At 73.3% G+C, this 17,768-nt stretch carries 17 protein-coding genes; 13 read left to right on the forward strand and 4 right to left on the reverse strand.

Annotated features, from left to right (window positions below; translation table 11 throughout):
- The first annotated feature begins 41 nt into the window (after positions 1-41).
- The 10 genes from H958_RS0100470 (at position 42) to H958_RS0100520 (ending at position 11,878) form a co-directional block, all read left to right on the forward strand.
- Positions 42-2,126, forward strand: coding sequence for a SpoIIE family protein phosphatase (locus tag H958_RS0100470; protein ID WP_051323634.1), 2,085 nt, complete (start codon positions 42-44; stop codon positions 2,124-2,126).
- Entirely contained in the window at positions 2,123-2,479 is a 357-nt protein-coding gene (locus H958_RS42480; protein WP_051323635.1) for an STAS domain-containing protein, read from the forward strand. The genes H958_RS0100470 and H958_RS42480 overlap by 4 nt, the downstream gene beginning before the upstream one ends.
- A 63-nt stretch (positions 2,480-2,542) precedes the next feature.
- Complete coding sequence (locus H958_RS0100480; protein ID WP_028057223.1) at positions 2,543-3,064, forward strand: hypothetical protein; 522 nt, start codon at positions 2,543-2,545, stop codon at positions 3,062-3,064.
- Between the two features lie 124 nt (positions 3,065-3,188).
- Positions 3,189-4,205, forward strand: coding sequence for an alpha/beta hydrolase (locus H958_RS33910; protein WP_037408770.1), 1,017 nt, complete (start codon positions 3,189-3,191; stop codon positions 4,203-4,205).
- Complete coding sequence (locus H958_RS0100495) at positions 4,202-4,933, forward strand: esterase family protein (RefSeq protein ID WP_028057224.1); 732 nt, start codon at positions 4,202-4,204, stop codon at positions 4,931-4,933. The genes H958_RS33910 and H958_RS0100495 overlap by 4 nt, the downstream gene beginning before the upstream one ends.
- A complete protein-coding gene (locus H958_RS0100500) occupies positions 4,933-6,183 on the forward strand; it encodes an ATP-grasp domain-containing protein (protein WP_028057225.1) in 1,251 nt (416 codons plus the stop codon). Before H958_RS0100495 ends, H958_RS0100500 begins: the two co-directional genes overlap by 1 nt.
- A gap of 77 nt (positions 6,184-6,260) precedes the next feature.
- Entirely contained in the window at positions 6,261-6,833 is a 573-nt protein-coding gene (locus tag H958_RS0100505) for a hypothetical protein (RefSeq protein WP_028057226.1), read from the forward strand.
- Between the two features lie 29 nt (positions 6,834-6,862).
- Positions 6,863-8,566 carry an ArnT family glycosyltransferase gene (locus H958_RS0100510; RefSeq protein ID WP_028057227.1) on the forward strand — a complete coding sequence of 568 codons (1,704 nt, stop codon included), beginning with the start codon at positions 6,863-6,865 and terminating at the stop codon, positions 8,564-8,566.
- 18 nt (positions 8,567-8,584) lie between these two features.
- Positions 8,585-10,870, forward strand: a complete 2,286-nt coding sequence (locus tag H958_RS42485) for a hypothetical protein (protein WP_051323636.1) — start codon at positions 8,585-8,587, stop codon at positions 10,868-10,870.
- 39 nt (positions 10,871-10,909) lie between these two features.
- Positions 10,910-11,878 (forward strand): lysylphosphatidylglycerol synthase transmembrane domain-containing protein, encoded by a 969-nt coding sequence (locus H958_RS0100520; RefSeq protein WP_028057228.1) that lies wholly within the window; start codon positions 10,910-10,912, stop codon positions 11,876-11,878.
- 10 nt (positions 11,879-11,888) lie between these two features.
- On the opposite strand, the gene H958_RS0100525 is transcribed toward H958_RS0100520, so the two are convergent.
- Genes H958_RS0100525 through H958_RS33920 form a run of 3 tightly spaced genes read right to left on the reverse strand, consistent with a single transcriptional unit; the run spans position 11,889 to position 14,177 of the window.
- A complete protein-coding gene (locus H958_RS0100525) occupies positions 11,889-12,224 on the reverse strand; it encodes a cupin domain-containing protein (protein WP_028057229.1) in 336 nt (111 codons plus the stop codon).
- Entirely contained in the window at positions 12,205-12,522 is a 318-nt protein-coding gene (locus H958_RS0100530) for an antibiotic biosynthesis monooxygenase (RefSeq protein ID WP_028057230.1), read from the reverse strand. Before H958_RS0100530 ends, H958_RS0100525 begins: the two co-directional genes overlap by 20 nt.
- On the reverse strand, positions 12,519-14,177 hold the full coding sequence (locus tag H958_RS33920) for an ABC-F family ATP-binding cassette domain-containing protein (protein WP_051323637.1): 1,659 nt from the start codon (positions 14,175-14,177) through the stop codon (positions 12,519-12,521). Before H958_RS33920 ends, H958_RS0100530 begins: the two co-directional genes overlap by 4 nt.
- A 93-nt stretch (positions 14,178-14,270) precedes the next feature.
- On the opposite strand from H958_RS33920, the gene H958_RS0100540 reads away from it, so the two are divergent.
- Positions 14,271-15,173, forward strand: coding sequence for a D-isomer specific 2-hydroxyacid dehydrogenase family protein (locus H958_RS0100540; protein ID WP_028057231.1), 903 nt, complete (start codon positions 14,271-14,273; stop codon positions 15,171-15,173).
- Here the strand turns inward: H958_RS0100540 and H958_RS0100545 are convergent.
- Positions 15,170-16,264, reverse strand: coding sequence for a S1 family peptidase (locus H958_RS0100545; RefSeq protein WP_028057232.1), 1,095 nt, complete (start codon positions 16,262-16,264; stop codon positions 15,170-15,172). The two genes, H958_RS0100540 and H958_RS0100545, sit on opposite strands and share 4 nt — an antisense overlap.
- A gap of 168 nt (positions 16,265-16,432) precedes the next feature.
- Here H958_RS0100545 and otsB point away from each other — a divergent pair, with 168 nt between their 5' ends.
- Complete coding sequence (gene otsB, locus H958_RS0100555; protein ID WP_028057233.1) at positions 16,433-17,239, forward strand: trehalose-phosphatase; 807 nt, start codon at positions 16,433-16,435, stop codon at positions 17,237-17,239.
- A gap of 3 nt (positions 17,240-17,242) precedes the next feature.
- Positions 17,243-17,758: a hypothetical protein gene (locus H958_RS0100560; RefSeq protein ID WP_028057234.1), complete on the forward strand. Its 516-nt coding sequence runs from the start codon at positions 17,243-17,245 to the stop codon at positions 17,756-17,758.
- Positions 17,759-17,768: the final 10 nt, after the last annotated feature.

Raw genomic sequence — 17,768 nt, forward strand, 5'->3', positions numbered from 1 at the left:
GGGAGGGCGCCCGAGCGCCCGGGCGCCCATATGATCGATCGATGGACCGGCTGGACGAGCTACAACGCGTCACCGACGCGGCGCTCGCCTACCTGTCCCTCGAGGACCTGCTGAACGAGCTGCTGGACCGGATCGGCGCCGCCCTTGGCACCGACACGGCGGCCTTCCTGCTGCTCGACGAGAGCCGTGGCGAGCTGGTGGCACGCGCCGCCAAGGGCATCGAGGAGGAGGTCGAGCAAGGCGTCCGGATCCCGGTCGGCAAGGGCTTCGCCGGCCGCATCGCCGCCGAGCGCCGCGCCATCACGATCCCCGACGTCGACCACGCCGACATCCTCAACCCGATCCTGCGCCAGAAGGGCATCCGCTCGCTGCTCGGCGTCCCGCTGCTGATCGAAGGCCGAGTCAGCGGCGTGCTGCACGTCGGGACCCTGAGCCCCCGCGTGTTCACCTCGGAGGACACCGAGCTGCTCCAGCTCGCCGCCGACCGTGCCGCGCTGGCCATCGACCACGCGCGCCTGTATCTGCGCGAGCGGGAGGCGCGCGAGGACGCCGAGCGAACGGCGAAGCAGCTCGCCGCCCTGCAGGGGGTCGCCGACGCGGCGCTCGCCTACCTGCCGCTCGAGGAGCTGCTGACCACGCTGCTCGACCGCGTCGCCGTCAGCCTCTCGACCGACACGGCCGCCTTCCTGCTGCTCGACGAGACCCGCGGCGAGCTGGTGGCACGCGCCGCCAAGGGCATCGAGGAGGAGGTCGAGCAGGGCGTCCGGATCCCGGTCGGCAAGGGCTTCGCCGGCCGCATCGCCGCCGAGCGCCGCGCCATCACGATCCCCGACGTCGACCACGCCGACATCCTCAACCCGATCCTGCGCCAGAAGGGCATCCGCTCGCTGCTCGGCGTCCCGCTGCTGATCGAAGGCCGCGTGACCGGCGTGCTGCACGTCGGCTCGCTCACCCCGCGCGAGTTCACCGCGGAGGACACCGAGCTGCTCGGCCTCGCCGCCGACCGCGCCGCGCTCGCGATCGATCGCGCGCGGCTGTACGAGGAGCGCCGCGTCGTCGAGGCGCTCCAGCGCACGCTGCTGCCCGATCCGCTGCCGCAACTTCCCGGCCTGGACGTGGCGGCGAGCTACCAGCCGGCGCGCCACGGCGCCGCCATCGGCGGCGACTGGTACGACGTCTTTCCGCTCACGGGCTCCAAGGTGGGGGTCGTGATCGGCGACGTCATGGGCCACGGCGTCACGGCTGCCGCCCTGATGGCGCAGCTGCGCACCGCCCTGCGCGCGTATGCGCTGGAAGGCCACGAGCCCGCCGCGGTCGCGGAGCGCCTCAACCACCTGCTCGTGCCGCTGCGGCCGACCAGCATGACCACCCTCGCCTACGTGGTGGTCGACCCGGAGCAGGAGACGCTGCGGATGATCAGCGCGGGTCACCTGCCCCCGCTGCTGATCCCGCCGTCCGGGCCCGGGCGCTTCCTGCCGGTCGAGGGCGACCCGCCGCTCGGCGTGACCGCCGGCGCGCGCTACAGCGAGCACGAGTTCGCGCTCCCGGCCGAGAGCATGCTCGTGCTCGTCACCGACGGCGCCGTCGAGGTGCGCGGCGAGCCGCTCGACGCCGGGCTCGAGCGGCTGCGCGAGATCGTCGAGCGGGAGGCGGACGCCGCCGCGGTGTGCCGCGCGGTCGGGGACCGGCCCTCGCACGAGGACGACCTCGCCGCCGTGGCGGTGCGCGTCACCGTGCTGCCGGAGCGCTTCCGCAGCGCCTGGCCCGCAGACGCGAGCGCGCTGCGCGTGCTGCGCCAGCTCTTGCGCCGCTGGCTCGGCAAGTGGGGCGCCGACGACGACGAGATCTACGACATCACCGTGGCGGTCCAGGAGGCGTCCGCCAACGCGGTCGAGCACGCGTACGCGCCCGGCACGGCGGCCTTCGAGGTCGACGCGCGCCACGAGGACGGGATGATCACGGTCGTCATCCAGGACCGCGGTCACTGGCGCGCCGCGCGCGGCGGGGACAAGCGCGGGCGCGGGTTGCCGATCATGCACAGCCTGATGGAGACCGTCGACGTGCACCACGGCGAAGAGGGCACGACCGTCATGCTGCAACGCCGGCTGCGCGGGGCGGAGGGATGAGCCGGCCGCTGGCCGAGGTGCGCGAGGAGTGGCCCGGCGACACACCGGTCGCGCGCGTGGAGGGGGAGATCGACTCGTCCAACGTGGACGAGATCGCCGACCGGCTGCGCGGGCTGCTCGCCAATCGGTCGTTCGGGCTGATCGTCGACCTGACGCCGACCACCTACCTCGACAGCGCCGGCATCAACATGCTGTTCGTGCTCGGCGACGAGTTGCGCGCCCGCCAGCAGCGGCTGCGCCTGGTCGTCGGGCCCGCCACGCCGATCGCCCGCATGGTCGCACTGACCGGCCTCGATCGCACGTATCCGACGTTCGCGACGGTCGACGAGGCGCTGGCGCTGCGGCACCCGTAGGTGGAGCCGCGCTCATCCCTGTGGGTGAGGAGCCGGTGAGGCGCCGCCGGATAGCGTCCGCGCATGAACCGCGCCATCCCGCTCCTGACCTGCCTCGCCGGCCTCCTGCTCGCGGCTCCCGCGCGCGCCGCGCCGAAGAGCTGCATGCGCGGGGGCGGCGCGCTGCTCGCCGCCTCCGGCACCGTCCGCGTCGTGTCCGTGAAGGAGAAGGCGCGCAACGCCGAGACGCGCCGCAGCCGCATCTACGGCTGCCGCATGACCGACGGCCGCCGCTTCACGATGTTCCTCTCGCGCGACTTCGGGCTGGACCTCATCCAGCGCGAAGGCTTCACGATCGTCGACGGGCGCTACGTCGGCGTCATCAGCGACTTCGAGGGCGGCGTGAGCGAGTCGCGCACCGCCGCCGTCTACGACGCGAGGACGCGGAGGCGGATCCATGCGAGCACCGCGTGCGACAGCGTCGACTTCGGCGACTTCTCGGGCGTCCAGGACGCGGTCTTCTTCTCCGGCGGCGGCATGGCCTACGGCTGCGGGTGGCCGACGGCAAGGGCGACCACGAGATCGAACCGGCCGGGACCGTCGTGATGCACCTCGCCGTCTCCGAGAACACGATCGGGTTCCGCACGCGGCTCTACTGGAGCGTCGGCAACCCGGGCGCCGACGTGCTGAAGTCGCTCGACCTCTAGCAACGTACTAAGTTGGCCCGGCGATGCTTCGCGTCGCCGACCCTCAAGGGCGCTACTCCGCCGTCCGCCTCGCCACCGACCTCCCGCTCTCGGAGGCCGAGCGCACCTTCACGCGCGTAAACGGCGCCTGGGTGCTCGACCTGCACCCGTCCGAGGTCCGGCGGCTCGAGTACGAGCTCGAGCTCGTCGGCGCCGACGGCGCCGTCGAGTACGCACTGGACCCGGGCAACCCGCATCGGGCGCCCGGCGCGTTCGGGGAGAAGTCCGTCCTGCTGCTGCCCGGCTACGAGCCGCCCGCATGGCTCGGCGCGCCCGCGGCCGAGGGCCGCTTCGACGAGCTGTCGGTGCGCGGGCGCGGGCTCGGCGCCGAGGTGGCGATGCGCGTGTGGTCGCCGGCCGGCGTGGAGCCCGAGCGCCCCCTGCGCCTGCTGCTCGCGCACGACGGGCCCGAGTACGACGAGCTGGCCTCGCTCACGCGCTTCTGCGCGACGCAGATCGCCGCGGAGGCGCTGCCGCCGTTCCGCGTGGCGCTGCTCGCACCCGGCGACCGCGACCAGTGGTACTCAGCCTCGCAGGTGTACGGGCGCGTGCTGGCCAACGACCTGATCCCCGCGCTGCGCGACGCCTTCCCGACCGTCGGCGCGCCGGCCGGGATGGGCTGCAGCCTCGGCGCACTCGCGATGCTGCACGCGCACCGCAGCTTCCCGCGCAGCCTCGGCGCGCTGTTCCTGCAGTCCGGCAGCTTCTTCACCCCGCAGCTGGACCCGCAGGAGTCGGAGTTCGGCCGCTTCGCCCGGATCGCCCGCTTCGTCCGCGGGATGGACCGCAACGCGCAGTACGCGATCCCGGTGCCGGTGACGATCACCGTCGGCACGGCGGAGGAGAACGCGGCCAACAACCGGCAGATGGCGCATGTCCTGTCGGGACAGGGGTACGAGGTGGACCTGGTGGAGGTCCCCGACATGCACAACTACACCGGCTGGCGGGACGCGCTGGACCCGCACCTCACGCGCCTGCTGCGGCGGGCGTGGCTGCGATGACCCATCACGAGCTCTACTCGCCCGCGATCGGCGCCGCGGGGACGGTGGTCGCCTACGGGCACTACGGCCGTGCCGTGCTGGCGTTCCCGGCCGAGCGGGGCCGGGCGTGGGACTGGCACGACCACGGCATGGTCGACGCCCTCGGCGGCCTGCTGGAGGCGGGCCGGCTGAAGCTCTACTGCGTGGACTCCTTCGACGCCGCGTCGTGGTCGAACGACGAGCTGCCGGTCGAGGAGCGTGCGCGCCGGCACGGGCGCTACGAATCCTGGATCCTCGAGCAGGTCGTGCCGTTCATCCACGCGGACACGGGCGGCGAGATCATCCTCACCGGCATCAGCCTCGGCGCCTACCACGCCGCCAACTTCGCGCTCAAGCGCGCGGACCTGTTCCCGCTCGCGATCTGCATGTCCGGCAACTACGACCCGGCGGCGTGGAACGGCTGGGGCGAGCGCGGCGAGGCCGCGTACTTCAACAACCCGATGGACTACGTCGAGCACCTCGGCGGCGACCACCTGGACTGGCTGCGTGGCCGCCTGAGCCTGCTGATCGTGTGCGGGCAGGGGATGTGGGAGGACTCGACCGGCGCGCTCGAGTCCTCGCGCGCGCTCGCGGGCAAGCTCGCCGTCAAGGGCATCCGCCATGAGCTCGACCTGTGGGGCCACGACGTCCCGCACGACTGGCCGTCGTGGCGCGCCCAGATCGCCCACCATCTCCCGAGGTTCTGCTGATGAAGAATCATCTGATCGGCCTGCTGCTGGGGACCGAGGAGGACTGGCCGCGGGCGTTCGAGACCCTGCTGGAGCGCGTCGGGCCGATCAAGGACGGCTCCGGCGCGACCCACCGGGTGACTTCCGAGCGCATCACGATCGAGCCGTTCGACCTGCGCGACAAGCCGCGCTACGAGCTCGTCGTCGACCGCCTGGCGTGGTGGTACTTCGTCCCGCGCGAGTGGCTGAAGAAGGTCGCGCTGATGGACGACGTGTACCTGCTCAACTCGCCGTTCACGTTCCAGGCGATGGAGAAGCACGCGGCCTACTGCGCGATGCTGCGGCTGGGGCTGAAGGTGCCGGAGACGGTGCTGATCCCGCACAAGAACCCGCCCGACAACGAGCGCTTCGCCTACATGGCGGCCAAGTACAACCAGCCGTTCGACCTCGGCGCGATCGCGGCGAAGATCGGCTACCCGCTGTTCATGAAGCCCTACGACGGCGGCCAGTGGGTGGGCGTGAACCGGGTGCGCGACGAGGCCGAGCTCAAGCGCGCGTACGACGAGTCCGGCCGCCGGCTGATGCACCTGCAGGAGTCGATCGAGGGCTTCGACGTCTTCGCGCGGTCGCTGTCCATCGGCGCCGAGACGATGGTCATGAACTTCCGTCCCGACCGCCCGATGCACGAGCGCTACGCGGTCACGCACGACTTCCTGACGCCCGAGACCGGCGACGAGGTGCTGACGATCTCTCGCCTGATCAACGCGTTCTTCCGCTGGGAGTTCAACTCCTGCGAGACGCTGGTCCGGGGGACCGAGGCGCATCCGATCGACTACGCCAACGCCTCCCCTGACGTCGCCGTGACGAGCCTGCACTACTACTTCCCGTGGGCGATCTCGGCGCTCGTGAAGTGGTGCGTCTTCTGCGTCGTGACCGGACGGCCGCCGCGCGACGTGGACCTCGACACGCGTCGCTACTTCGAGATCGGCGACCGTGAGGATCTCTCCTACCGGGAGAAGCTCGGGGAGTATCGGAAGCTCGCCGACGCCTACTTCGAGGTCGACCGCTACCAGGACTTCTGCGCCTCGCGGCTGGCGCACGTCGACGAGCTCGTGTTCGACTGGATCGGCTCCGCCGAGTTCGACGCGCTGCTGATGGAGACGGTCCGCTCGACCTATCCCGCCCATGAGCGGGAGCGGTTCGCGGCGCACTTCCGCGGGCTGCTCGGACAGTGGCTGAGCGAGCACGGCGGCGTCGCCCCTCTCGGATGAGGCTGGGGCTGTCCGCGCCGGCCCGACGGGGGTCAGCCCCAATGTCCGATCGGCGCGCCGCGCGGTATCTTCGGAGCATGAGCGCGGTGGCCGGACTGCCGGAGTCCAAGCCGAGCCGGCGCAAGCGCGCCGCCAAGACGGTGGACCGCGCGCTGCGCGGGGGGATCCTCGGCGCCGCGGTCGCGACCGTCGGCTGGCTGGTCGCCTCCGCGGTCTTCGGCACCGCGATCGTCGTGCTCGTCGTCGCCACCATCGGAGGCGCCGTCTACACCGTCGCGCGCGGCGACAAGGCGCGCTACGGGATCTGGGGCCTGATCGCGATCGGCTGGGCGATCGTCATGGTGGAGCACTGGGCGGTCAGCGGGCACGGCGGCTTCTGGGTCGGCCTCGCGACGTGGATCGGCGTGATCGTCGGGGCCCGCCGGGCCGGCATCTCGAAGTGGTCGCTGCCGGTCCTCGGCTTCCCGATCGCGTTCGGCGTGATCGTCGCGCTCGCCGGCGAGAGCATCATGAAGCCGTGGGGCGTCTCGTGGCTGTGGGTCGCCGCCGTGCTCGGGCCGGTGATCGGCGTCCGCACGCTGCTGAACCCCTCGCCGCGCGATCATCAGCCCGCGCAGCCGACCAAGCGCGACCCGCTCGCCGGCCTGTAGGTCCTTCAACAGACCCTAGACTCGGCCACTTGGCCCTCGCGGAAGACACGGCGCCCGCCGCGGCGCCCGCTGCCGCGCGCGACCGGCTCCGCCACGCGCCCGCGGCCGCGCTCGCGCTGATCCTGCTCGTCTCGGCGGGGCTGCGGCTGTGGGGGATCCGGCAGGGCCTGCCGTACGCATACAACCTCGACGAGCGCGCGCACTTCGTCCCGCACGCCGTGGCGATGACCAGCGGGGACCTGAACCCCGGCTACTTCATCAACCCGCCCGCGTTCACGTACATGATCGCGGCGTGGCTGAGCGTGCTCCATCTCGGTGGGGACGTCCAGCAGCTGTTCGCCGACGACCCGGCACGCGTGTTCCTCGACGCGCGCGTGCTGACGCTGCTGCTGAGCGTCGGCGCCGTCGCCGCGACCTACGCCGCCGGGCGCGCGTTCTTCGGCCGCGGCGCGGGGCTGCTCGCCGCCGCGGTGCTCGCGCTCGCGTTCCTGCCGGTCTTCTACTCGCGCCAGGCGCTCAACGACGGGCCGGCGGTGCTGCCGTGCGCGCTCGGTCTGTGGGCCGCCGCGGCGATCCTGCACGGCGGCGGGAGGAAGGCCTATGCCGCGGCGGGCGCATGCGTCGGCTTCGCCGCGTCGATGAAGTACTCCGACGGCGTGATCGTGATCGCGCCGGTCGTCGCCGCGCTGGTGGCGCCGGGGCGCGATCTGCGGCGGATCCTGACCGGGCTGGCCGTGGCGGCCGGCGCGGCGATCGCGGTGGTGATCGTCACCAACCCGTACATGTTCACCGACTGGGCGACGTTCACGAACGACCTCGATCGCCAGCGCAAGTTCGCGAGCGGCGACGCGCTGCTCGGCCAGCCGGAGCGCAACGGCTGGGTCTACTACGCGCGCAGCATCGGCTGGGCGCTGGGCGTCGTGCCGGCGCTGGCCGCGGTCGCGGGCGGCGCGATCCTGCTGCTCCGGCGCCGCCGGGAGGCATGGATCTTCGGCGCGCTCGTGATCCTCTTCTGGCTCTACATGGGCAGCCAGCACCGCTTCTACGCGCGCTGGATGCTCCCGCTCTACCCCGCGCTGGCGATCCTCGCCGGCTACGCCGCGATGCAGCTCCGGCGCGTCCCGCTGATCGCGCTCGCCTCCATCGTCCTGCTGGTCCCGATGGCGATCCCGACGATCCGCAACGCCGCCGTCATGAGCCGCGAGGACACGCGCACGCAGACCCGCGACTGGCTCGTCGCCCACGTCCCCGCCGGGACGAAGGTCGTGTTCGAGCCGATCGCGCCCACCGAGTGGTACGGCGTCACGCCGGGCGGCGGGACGAAGGCGGACCCCGCGCGCCAGTGGCAGCGCTACAACCGCAGCCAGGCGGAGATCGCCGAGCTGGCCAAGAGCTACCGCGGCGCGAGACGTACGGCGAACTTCCAGAACTACGAGCGGACGCTGACGCCGAAGCTGATCGACGTCTACCGCCGCGACGGCTTCTGCTGGGTCGTCTCCGGCTCGACGCAGTACGGGCGCGCGGACGCCGAGCCGCAGCGCGCGCCCGAGGCGCTGAAGTACTACCGCGCGCTGAAGCGGCAGGCCGACGTCGTCTTCACCGCGAGCCCACTCCGCGAGGGCCGCTCGCTCCCGCGCTATCAGGTCGACAGGTCATTCAACTTCGCCGATCCGGCGTACGAGCGTCCCGGACCTGTCATGAAGGTGTACCGCCTGCGCAACTGCGGGGCCTAGGCGCTGTTCGGTACCGACGTGCGCCTCCTTCTCACCGCCGCCCTGTTGTTGCTCACCGCCTCGACCGCCGAGGCACGCGTCGTCGTGGTGGCCACGGGAGGCTCGGAGGCCTCGCTGATCGACACCCGCACCAACGCCGTCGTCGCCCAGGTGACCGTGCCCGGCAACACGCGCGCGGTCGCGGCCTCGCCGGACGGGACGCACGCGTTCGTCGCGGCGGGCGCGACCGTCACCTGGCTGGACCTCGGCACCGGGAAGACGGCCGGCTCCGCGGTCCTGACCGGCGTGCCGCTGGCGCTCGCCGCCTCGCCCGACGGCAGCCGCGTGTATGCCGCGCGCAGGAACGCGGTCGACGTGATCGACGGCGCTACGGCGCGCGTACTCGGGCGGCGCAGGATCTCCGGCACGCCGCTGGACATCGCCACCGACGCCGCGCACGCGGTCGTCGTCCTCAAGGGCGGCCGCGTCGCCGTGGTCACGCTGTCGAGCGGGCGCGTGCGCACGCTCAAGCTGCCGAACGCCGGCGGCGTCGCGTTCGACCGCCACGGCCGCGCCTGGGTGAGCGTCGTCGACACGCCCAAGCGGCGCAAGCCCGTGGCGCGCCTGGTCTCGATCGATCCCGTGCGCTCGTCGGTCACGCGGTCGATCCGGCTCGGCGACGGGGGCGGCGGCGGCGTCGCCGTCTCACCCGACGCGACCCGCGCGCTCGTCGCGCCCGGACCGCGGCTCGCGCGCGGGCGCAGCCGGGCGGTGTTCGTGGACCTCGGCCGCCGCAAGGTGCTCAAGCGCATGCCGACCGGGCCAGGCCCCGGCCGCGCCGCCTACTCGCAGGACAACGTGCGCATGTACGTGTCCAGCCCGCCGCGCAAGACCGTCTACGTGCTCTCGGCGCTGTCCGGCGGCATCCTGCACGCGACCAAGCTCGCGGGCGCCGGCTCGCTCGTCGTGCAGCCGGGGCTCGCGCTCGTGACGGGCACCGAGGGCGACGACCTCCTCAGCGGCACGCGCGGAGCCGACCAGCTCGTCGGCCTGGGCGGCAACGACACGCTGCGCGGCGGCCGCGGCGACGACATCCTCGACGGCGGCCCCGGCAACGACACGCTGTCGGCGTCGACGGGCAACGACAAGGTCCTCGGCGGCGACGGCGACGACCGCGCCTTCGGCTCCTCCGGCAACGACGCGATCGACCTGGGCGCGGGCGACGACTACGCCGACGGCGGGCTCAGCAACGACACGATCGACGGCGGGCCGGGCAACGACAGCATCGACGGCGGCGACGCCGACGACACGCTGCGCGGCGGCGATGGCGACGACCGGATCATCGAGCACGGGCTCGGGAACGACGTCCTGCTCGAGGGCGGTCCGGGTAACGACACGCTCGACGGCGGGCGCGGGAACGACCGCCTGATCGACGGCGGCGACGGCGACGACACGCTCTACGGCCAGAGCGGCGCCGACAAGCTCGACGGCGGCGCGGGCAACGACACGATGTTCGGCGGCCGCGCGGGCGACCGGATGCTCGGGCACGACGGCGACGACTTCATCCACGGCGACGCCGGCCGCGACACGATCTACGGGCACGCGGGTGACGACGTGATCGACGGCGGCTCCGACGACGACTACCTCTCCGGCTCCGACGGCGACGACTCGATCACCGGCGGCGGCGGCGCGGACGAGGTCCAGGCCGGCCGCGGCGACGACACGATCCGCGTGGCCGACGACTCGCGCGACTTCGTGTTCTGCGGCCCCGGCGACGACACCGTGTACGTCGAGAGCACGGCGCCGACGCGCGACGAGCTGGACTCGTGCGAGACCGTGATCATGATCCCGCCGGAGGCGTCGGTCGACGACGAGGCGCCGAGCGTGGTGCGCGGCGGCTTCGGCAACGACACGCTGTTCGGCACGCCGGGCGACGACTCGGTCTTCGGCTCCGACGGCAACGACGACCTCTACGGCAACGAGGGCAACGACTACGTCGACGGCGAGAACGGCGACGACACGCTCCACGGCGGTCCGGGAAACGACAAGCTCTACGGCCGCTTCGGCAACGACACGGTGCTCGGCAACGAAGGCGACGACCAGATCGAGGGCGGCTACGGCGACGACCTCGTCGACGGCGGACCCGGGAACGACACGATCGCGGGCACCCAGGGGTCCGACCGCGTGTCCGGCGGCGACGGCGACGACCGCATCGACGCGATCGACGGCGCCGTCGACCGGATCGACTGCGGCCCGGGCAACGACGTCGCGTTCGTCGACCCGCAGGACGTCATCGTCGACGGTTGCGAGGACGTGCGGCGGTGAGGTCGTCCGGCCGCGGGAGCGGCCGCTAGCCTTTCGCCCTTGACCGCCGTCCGCACCTCGCCGCCGGTGGGCGGCTCGCGCGTACGCGGCGCGCTGGGGGGGCTCGTCTCGATCGCCTCGCTCGGCGCGGTCGTCTGGTGGGCCTCCAAGCAGGGCACGCCGAAGCTGCCGTCGGGCGCCGGCGGGCTGGCGATCGTCGCCGGCGCGGTGCTCGTCTACGCCGTCGCGACCGTCGCGCGCGGCTGGCGCTGGCACCGCATCCTGCGCAAGGCCGAGATCCCGCACACGCGCGCCGACGCGTACGCGCTGCTGCCGGTCGGCTACATGGGCAACACCGTGCTGCCCGCGCGCGGCGGCGAGCTGCTGCGTGTCTTCCTGATGGCGGGCCGCGGCGAAGCCAAGCGGCGCGAGGTGCTCGGCTCGATCGTGTGCGAGCGGCTGATCGACGCCGCCACGCTCGTCGTGCTCTTCGCCGCGCTGACCTGGGCCGGCGTGGCCGGGACGCCGCTCGGCGAGCGGCCCGCGCTGCTGGCGGTGATCCTGCTCGCCGCCGGCCTGGCCGGCGTGCGCGTCTATCTCGCGCTGCGCCGCCGCGGCCGCTTGCAGGGCTTCGCCGAGCGCGTGGCGCCGCTCGTGCGCGCGGGGCGGCCGCTGCTCGGCCGCGGCGGCGTCGTGCTCGCCGCCGCGACGATCGGCATCTGGGTGCTCGAGGCGCTCGTGCTGTGGCTGCTCGGGCGCTCGCTCTCGCTCGAAGTGTCGCCCCTCGGCGCATGCTTCGTGCTCGTGCTGAGCGCGTTCCTCTCGCTCGTCCCGGCCGCGCCGGGCTACATCGGCACCTACGACGCGGCGATCGTCTTCGGCCTCAAAGGGCTGGGGATCACCGGCTCGCAGGCGGTCGGCTTCGCACTGCTGACGCGCTTCGTCATCTTCGCCCCGATCACCGTCGCCGGGCTGGCGCTGCTCATGTGGCGCTACGGCGGCCTGCGCCGCATCGCGGCCTCCCGCTAGTGCCCCGGCGCTAGTCCAGCCAGTCGGTCTGGAAGCTCGGGCTCACGTGGATGTCGACCTGCTTGAGCGGGCCGTCGCCCGTGTTCTTGAAGCCGTGCGGGACGCCGGCGGGCACGACCACGAGCTCACCCGCGCCGACCTCGCGCGTTTCGTCGCCGAGCGTGAACGTCCCCGTCCCCTCCTGCACGAGCAGGAGCTCAGGGTACGGGTGGGTGTGCAGCGACGGCCCGCGCCCGGGCGGCGCGTCGACGATGATCACGCAGACGCCGACGTCGCCGTGATCGGCGCCGACGAACTCGTGCGCGATGTTGGAGAGCGGGAGGTCCTCAACCTTCAGAACCGGCATGGCGTGCCACCTCGTAGTGCTCGGACTTCAGGTCGCGCTCGACGAGGTAGCGGTCGTCCTCCGGGTAGAAGACCGCCGTCTCGTAGTCCTCGCCGGCGAACGCCTTGACGGCGTCGAGCGAGTCCCAGAGCGTGAACATCACGAACTCGGTCAGCTCGTCGCGGTCGCGGCGCAGCATCCAGGCCCCGCGGTTGCCCGGGGTCGAGGTGTAGCCCGCCATGCCGGTCTCGACCAGGTAGGCCTCGTACGCGTCGCCGTCCTCGCGCCTGACGGCACCCTTCCACGTGCGTGCGATCATGCGGCCCGCACCGTATCGGCATTGGCGGACCAGCCGCCTTCGAACGCATGCACCTCGCCGTCGGCGACGAGCACGATGCGGTCGGCGATGCGGTCGAGGAAGTAGCGGTCGTGGGAGACGGCGACGACGGTGCCGTCGTAGCGCTCCAGCGCGTCCTCGAGCGCCTCGATCGAGTCGATGTCGAGGTGGTTGGTCGGCTCGTCGAGCACGAGGCAGTTCGGCGCGTCGTGCATCAGGGCGAGGAACGCGAGCCGCGTGCGCTCGCCGCCGGACAGGGTCGCCACAGGCCGGCGGCACTGCTCGTAGTCGAACAGGAAGCCCATCAGCGCGCGCACCGCCGCGTCCTCGGACAGCGACCGGCCGGCGCGCAGCGCGTCGATCACGCTCAGATCGTCGGGCAGCCCGCCGGCCGCCTGCGAGAGGTAGCCGAGCGTGATGCCGTCGCCGGCCCAGCGCGTGCCGGCGGCCGGCTCGAGCTCGCCGGTCAGCACGCGCAGAAGCGTCGTCTTGCCGCCGCCGTTGGGGCCGACCACGCCGACGCGCTCGCCGCGGCCGACGACGAGCTCGACGTCGAGCAGGATCGGCTCCTCACCGAGCGACGCGTCGACGCCCTCGAGCGCGAGCACGCGCTGCCCGCCGCGCGTGCCACTGCGCAGCGCCAGCGCCATGCGGCGCCGCTCCAGCACCGGGCGCTCGACCTTCTCCATGCGGTCGATCTGCATCTGCTTCACGCGCGCCTGGCGCGCCGCGCGCTCATTGACGCGGATGTGAGCCCAGTGGCGGAAGCGCCGCACCGCCTCCTCCAGCCGCGCGATCTCCTTCTGCTGCGTCGCCCAGCGCTGCTGCCGGCGCTCGAGCTCGAGCTGCCGCGCCAGCGCGTAGGCGGAGTAGGCGCCGGGCCAGACGCGGATCACGCCGCCGTCGAGCTCGGCGATCTCCGAGACCGTCTCGTCGAGCAGGTGGCGGTCGTGCGAGATCATCACGACGGCGCCGTCGAAGTCGTTGAGCAGCGCGCCCAGGCGCTCGCGGCGCGTCATGTCCAGATGCGCCTCCGGCTCGTCGAGCAGCAGCACGTCGGGCCGGCGCGCGAGGCAGGCCGCCAGCGCGACGAGCTTGCGCTGACCGCCCGACAGCGCCCGGGTCGGGAGCTCCAGCGCCGCGCCGTCGATGCCGAGCGCGCGCAGGTGCCCGAGCGCCTCGCCCTCCGCACGGTCGCCGCCGGCCTCGCTCCAGCGCGCCAGCACCCGCTCGTGATGGGCGATCGCGCGCGCCATCGCGTCCAGGTCCTCCGTCGCGATCCGCGCCTCCGCGGCGCCCAGCTCGGCCTCCAGCTCGGCGAGCTCCGGCCGGGCTGCGCGCACGGTGGCGAGCGCGTCGCGGTCGTCGCCATCGACGATCTGCGGCAGGTGGGCGAGCACGAGCCCGCGCCGCCGCGTCACCTCGCCGGCGTCGGGTGTCTCGAGCCCGGCGACGATCCGCAGCAGCGTCGACTTGCCGCCGCCGTTGGGGCCGAGCACGCCGATCCGCGAGCCGGCGGCGACGTCGAGCGCGGCGCCGCGCAGGACCGAGCGACCGCCGAAGGACTTCCCGATGCCGCGCGCGGCGAGCTGCGGAATCGCCTCAGAGGCCCGGATGTTCGCGCGGTCGGTCGGCATGCAGGTTCGATACCAATAGATAACGGTCTCTGAGGCAACCCACATTCCGGTGAGGTTCGAATCCTGTATCCAACCGGGTAGGTCATCGCGTTGATGTCTCCCTCGATCCACGTCGGCCCCGGAGAGCAGCCGGAGCTTGCGCACGCCGTCGAGACGGCGGGCGGAACCGTCGTCTCGCTCGCGCAGGCCGACGGCGTGGTCTGGGCCGGCACCAAGCCGGATTCGCTCCCGGAGCTGCCGCGCTCCGTGCGCTGGGTCCAGCTCCCCTCGGCAGGCGTCGAGCCGTGGATGTCGCGCATCGCCGCGACGCCGAACGTCACGTTCACCTCCGCCGCGGGCGCGTACGCGCCGCAGGTGGCCGAGCACGCGCTCGCGCTGCTGCTGGCCGGCCTGCGCGGGATCGCCGCCTCCGCGCGCGAGCGCGCGTGGCGGATCCCGCCGCACCGGACGCTGTCGGGCGCGACCGTCGCGATCGTCGGCGCGGGCGGCATCGGCCGCGCGCTGATCGAGCAGCTCGCGCCGTTCAACGTCGAGGTGATCGCCGTCACGCGTCGCGGCCACGACGTCCCCGGCGCGGCGCGCACGCTCGCCGCCGATGCGATCGGCGACGTCTGGGCCCAGGCCGACCACTTCGTGATCGCCGCGCCCGCGACCGGCGCCACGCGCCACCTCGTCGGCGCGCACGAGCTCGCCGCCATGCGCGAGCACTCCTGGATCGTGAACATCGCCCGCGGCTCGCTGATCGACACCGACGCGCTCGTGGATGCGCTGCGCGAGCGCCGCATCGGCGGCGCGGCACTCGACGTGACCGACCCCGAGCCGCTTCCCGACGGCCACCCGCTGTGGACGCTCCCGAACGCGCTGATCACGCCGCACATCGCGAATCCGGAGGCTGCGCTCACGCGCCAGCTCGCGCGGCGCGTGCGCGAGAACGTCGAGCGGCTGGCCTCCGGCGAGGCGCTGATCGCGCAGGTCGACGCCGAGCGCGGCTACTAGACGCAGGCCTTCCGGGCGACGGCCGACGCCTTCAGGCGCCTGGCTCGCACCTGGTGGTAGCGCTTGGATGCGCTCGCGACCCGCTTGCGGCTCGCGTGCCGCCTGCGCAGCGACCGCAGGCGCTCGCGCGACGCCTTCTCGCTCCGCCTGGCGTTCGCGAGCTTTGCGCGCGCCGCCAGGCAGGCCGCCGACGGCGCGACCGGCGCCGGCGGGACCGGGCCGGAAGGCGCCGGAGCCGGCGCGGCCAGGGGCGTCCCGGCCGGGATCGAAGCGACGGTCGCCTCGATGAAGTCGGTGAACGCCGGCACCCAGGTGAACACGACCGGCGCCTGCAGCGAGCATGGATCCTGACGCAGCGCGGCCTGCGGGCCGTAACTGGTGATGCCCCACAGCACCGGCTCGCGCGTCGCGGCGTCGAACGCGACGAGCGGCCCGCCGCTGTCGCCGTGGCACGCGCCCGCCTTGCCCTCGGTGCCGGCGCACACCTGCGTGGCGGCATCGAAGCCGGCGATCGGCACGCCGCGGCACTCCGCGGCCGTCCACACGCGCAGGTAGGCCTGCTGGAGCGCCGTCGTCGAGAGCGTGCTCCTGGTGTCCGTCCGGCCCCAGCCGGCCGCGTCGGGCTCGTCGACGTAGCTGATGTAGCGGCCCGCGGCGTTCTCGGCGCGCGTGGCGAGCCGGATCGCCGGCGCCGTAGTGGGCCGGCTGAGGTGGAACATCGCGATGTCGCCGACGTCGCTGGCGGGGTCATAGCCGGGATTCACGACGAGCCGATCGACGCCGATCACCTCGCGCGCCGTCGCGTCCGTGTAGTCCTTGGCGCCGAGGATCGCCGTCATCGTGCCGGCGAACCGGCCGGGCTCGCCGTAGGCGCAGTGCGCGGCGGTGACGACCCACTGCGGCGCGACCACCGAGCCCGTGCAGCCGTAGGGCAGGCCGCCGTAGGAGCCGTAGAGGAACACGGTCGACGGCCATGAGCCGGGCGGCGCCGGCGTGCCGCCGACGATCCGCGGGCGCGCGGACGCGAGGCTCGCCGCCGCCAAGCACGCCAGGAGGATCGCGCACGCGCCGAAGGTCCGCCTGCCGGGCACGGCTCGACCCTAATGGAGGCCGCCGAGGCAGGCAACGGCGCGCGCGCGCCGAACGTGCAGGCATGCTCGAGGAGCTCCGCGAGTCCATCCTGCGCGGCGACGTCGTCGATCTCGCGATCGCCGTCGCGTCCCGCGTAGCGGTCTGCGGCGGGCGGGCATACTAGGAGCGTGTCGCCGGATGCCGCCACCCTCGAGCAGCTCCTGGAGCCGCTGCGGGCCGCGCCGAAGCGCTCCGCCGTCCTGCTCGACGTCGACGGCGTGCTGGCGCCGATCGTGCAACAACCCGACGACGCGCACATGCCCGAGACGACGCGCCGGCCGCTGATCGAGGTCGCCAAGCGCTACGGCGTCGTCGCGTGCGTGTCCGGCCGCCGGGCGTCGGATGCGCGCCGGATCGTCGCGCTCGGCTCGATCGCCTATCTCGGCTCCCACGGCTCGGAGGTGCTGCGGCCGGGCGCGATCGCGCCCGAGCTCGACCGCGAGCTGCAGGCCTGGACGCGCCGCGTCCAGGCGTTCGCCCACGAGGCGTTCGGCGAGAAGCTGCGCCGCCTGCGCGTGCGGCTCGAGGACAAGGAGGCGATCGCCGCGTTCCACTGGCGCGGGACGCCTGACGAGGACGACGCGCTGGCCGCGGTCGAGGACGTCGCCGAGGCGGCCGAGAAGGCCGGCTTCGTCCCGCACTGGGGTCGCAAGGTGCTGGAGATCCGGCCGCCCGTCCGGATCGACAAGGGCGCCGGGATCGTGGCCCTCCTGCGCGAGATCGACCTCGCGGCGGCGGTCTACGTCGGCGATGACGTCACCGACCTGGACGCGTTCCGCGGGCTCACGGAGCTGAAGGAGATGGGACAGCTGGATTACGCGCTGCGCGTCGGCGTGCGTTCGGACGAGGGCCCCGCGGCACTGCAGCAGGAGGCGGACGCGATGGTGGACGGCACCGACGGCGTCCGCGACCTGCTGACCGCGCTGCTGCGCTGAGCGTTGCGGTTCGGCGACTTCCTCAGGGCCACCGTCCTGCTCAGCGCCGCGTCGGCGACGCTGCTCGCCGCGCTGACGGTGGTCGGGCTCTCGGGCGACGTGGGCAACCAGACGGCGACGTACGTCTGCGCCGCCTGGTGGGCGCTGTCGGCGCTGATCGGGACCTGGCTCGGCCGGCGCGCGCAGACCTCGCCGCCGATCGCGCGGCTGCTCGCCGAGGCGCGCTCGCAGACGCTGCTGCCCGAGCAGCATCCGGGGCGCACGCTCGTCAATCGCCTGTGGCCGCTGCTGCTCTCGACGATCGCGGCGGCCGTGGCGTCGGTCTTCTGGGCGCAGGTCGCGGGGATCGCGGCCGGGTTCGCCGTCATCTGGGCGCTCGCGTGGCGCCGCCAGGAGCAGGCGGTAGCGGCGATCGAGGAGCGCGACGGCGTCCGCTTCTACGTGGAGCGGACCTCGCCGCTGCGGCCGATCAAGCTGATCCGCACCCCCGGGTTCGGGGGCGACTTCCTGCCCGTGTGACGTCGCACGC

Source organism: Candidatus Solirubrobacter pratensis (assembly GCF_000425945.1).
In the GTDB taxonomy this organism is placed as follows: Bacteria; Actinomycetota; Thermoleophilia; order Solirubrobacterales; family Solirubrobacteraceae; genus Solirubrobacter; species Solirubrobacter pratensis.